At 61.0% G+C, this 2,125-nt stretch carries 5 protein-coding genes; all 5 read right to left on the bottom strand.

Annotated elements, in window-relative coordinates; genetic code table 11:
* A partial coding sequence (locus tag H0V34_13260) for a hypothetical protein (GenBank protein ID MBA2492614.1) occupies positions 1 to 157 on the bottom strand: 157 nt, incomplete at its 3' end.
* Positions 112 to 636 carry an SIMPL domain-containing protein gene (locus H0V34_13255; protein MBA2492613.1) on the bottom strand — a complete coding sequence of 175 codons (525 nt, stop codon included), beginning with the start codon at positions 634 to 636 and terminating at the stop codon, positions 112 to 114. The genes H0V34_13255 and H0V34_13260, both read right to left, overlap by 46 nt.
* Positions 637 to 689: 53 nt before the next feature.
* Positions 690 to 1,331, bottom strand: a complete 642-nt coding sequence (gene msrA, locus H0V34_13250; GenBank protein ID MBA2492612.1) for a peptide-methionine (S)-S-oxide reductase MsrA — start codon at positions 1,329 to 1,331, stop codon at positions 690 to 692.
* A 202-nt stretch (positions 1,332 to 1,533) separates the two neighbouring features.
* Positions 1,534 to 1,944 (bottom strand): DUF488 domain-containing protein, encoded by a 411-nt coding sequence (locus H0V34_13245; GenBank protein ID MBA2492611.1) that lies wholly within the window; start codon positions 1,942 to 1,944, stop codon positions 1,534 to 1,536.
* Between the two features lie 11 nt (positions 1,945 to 1,955).
* On the bottom strand, positions 1,956 to 2,125 hold a 170-nt coding region (locus H0V34_13240; protein ID MBA2492610.1), incomplete at its 5' end, for a hypothetical protein.

Genomic DNA, 2,125 nt, shown 5'->3' with positions numbered 1-2,125 from the left:
AATCCGCGGTCTCCATTTTCGCCATGGCGTAGGGCATTACGGGCGGTACGTAACCATGCTGTCCGGCAGTGATCCGCCGTAAATTCCCCAGCTTTATACCCAGCGCATCGCTCAACGCCATCGCGGTGGCGCGGGCATCCAGCGCCGCGCGTAGCAACGCCTCAAGTCGTAGCGCATCTTCGCGGCTGGAGCCGAACTCGGGCCGGACACAATATTTACGCCGGCCGAGACGGCTCGCTCCATCAACAGCCCGAGCTTATCCAGTTCGCGCAGATCCACCGTAAGCTGACGCTCCACGAAATAGCCAATCTGGCGTTGCCGCTGTGTTTTGGGCTCCCATACGTATTCCGGCCGCACAGTGAGTTGCGAGGTCTGAACGTATTTTTCGGCGATGCCCAGCTTGGCGGTGAGAACGAGAAACGCCTGCACCGCTCGGGTAACTTTCTCGCGCGCGGCATCGAGTTCCGGCTCGATGGCCTGCGCGCCCATCGCGATGATCGCCTTATCCGGCGCGGCGCGGACTTCACCGCTGCCCGTCACGACTACCACACGGGGGCGCTCGTGGTCATCGGCCGCGGCAAGACTCCCGGCCACGCCTGCTAGAATACAAACAACCCCCACCAGCAAACGCTTCATCCCACGGCTCCTTGATTGTTATCGACTAATTCGCGCTCGAGGGGCGACGTTGCTCAGCTCGCGGCCGGATACGGGACGCCGACGCCGCCGAGACCGCAGTAACCACCCGGATTCTTCGCCAGATATTGCTGGTGATAATCCTCGGCGTAATAAAACTCCGGCGCCGGCACAATTTCGGTCGTGATACGGTCGCGACCCGCCGCTGACAACGCCTGCTGATACTGATCACGCGAGGCTTCCGCGTCTTTCTGTTGCGCGTCGCTGTAAATATAAATTCCCGAGCGATACTGAGTACCGACATCATTGCCCTGGCGCATGCCCTGCGTGGGATCGTGCCCCTGCCAGAAAGCGCGCAATAGTTTCGCGTAAGAAATAATGGCCGGATTGAACACCACGCGCACGACCTCGTTGTGGCCAGTGCGCCCCGAGCAGACTTCGCGGTAATTCGGATTCTGCGTGGAACCGCCGGCGTACCCGACCGCCGTGGTGTACACGCCATCCGTTTCCCAGAACACGCGTTCGGCGCCCCAGAAACAGCCTAGCCCAAACAACGCCTGTTGCATGTTGTCCGGAAAGGGTGGCTTCAGCGGGTTGCCATTGACGAAATGGCGCGCAGGCACCGGAATCGCTTCCGCGCGCCCGGGCAGCGCATTTTCAGCCGCCGGCATGGCGGCAGGTTTCTTGAATATGGACATCATGTTTCGCACTCCAGCCGATTCAACAAATGTTAATAGACTCGACGCGCCAACGTCGCGTCGCCAGCGTCTTACAAATTCAGCTCACGAGTCGCATTTCGATCGTACGTAAGACCGTCTTTACTGATGCGCGCATTCATGCTGATGCTATGTTTCCGCCGTAGGTCGCGATCGCCCAGGTGCGTGACCACATGACCGCGCATCACCAGGTAATCCGCAAGCAGTGATCGATGGCAATGCTCCGGCGCCTTTCCGCGCACATCACGGCCAGCTTCGATGCCTGTTGCGCAAAACCAAGCAATTCATCGACTGCTGTTTGAAACCCGGCGGTCTGCATGTGATCCGCGAAACCGCGCACACTGGCGGCGAGCGCGACATGCGGCGAATCATCTAGCGGCGCGCGCCGTCCCCCCAGCGCGTTACCCATCCATCGGTAATCGATGCCGTTGTCCTCCAGACTTGCCCGCAGCGCCTCGCGCCGAAACTGCGGATGCCGTCGCGAACCAGGATAGGCCCGAATGTCTACTATCCGTTCGACGCGCGCGGCCGCGAGCAATTCCAGAAATTCTTCAACATGCCGGTTGCCGTGGCCAATCGTGTAAATCGTCGGCATCGGACGCGACGTTATTCCCAGCCGATCGGCTCGTAGCCCTGCTCCCGCAGACACCGATCCACAAAATTGCGGAACACCGAATCGGCCTCGTTCGAGTCGAACAGCGCGCCGATCAATCCCCTGGAGACACCGCCGGCCGTGCCCGCCGCCGCGCCAGTGCCGGCATCGCCCAGCACCGCGC

The organism is Gammaproteobacteria bacterium (assembly GCA_013696315.1).
In the GTDB taxonomy this organism is placed as follows: Bacteria; Pseudomonadota; Gammaproteobacteria; order JACCYU01; family JACCYU01; genus JACCYU01.
Note: the sequence above shows the minus strand (reverse complement) of the source record. Positions and strands in the feature narration are given on the sequence as shown.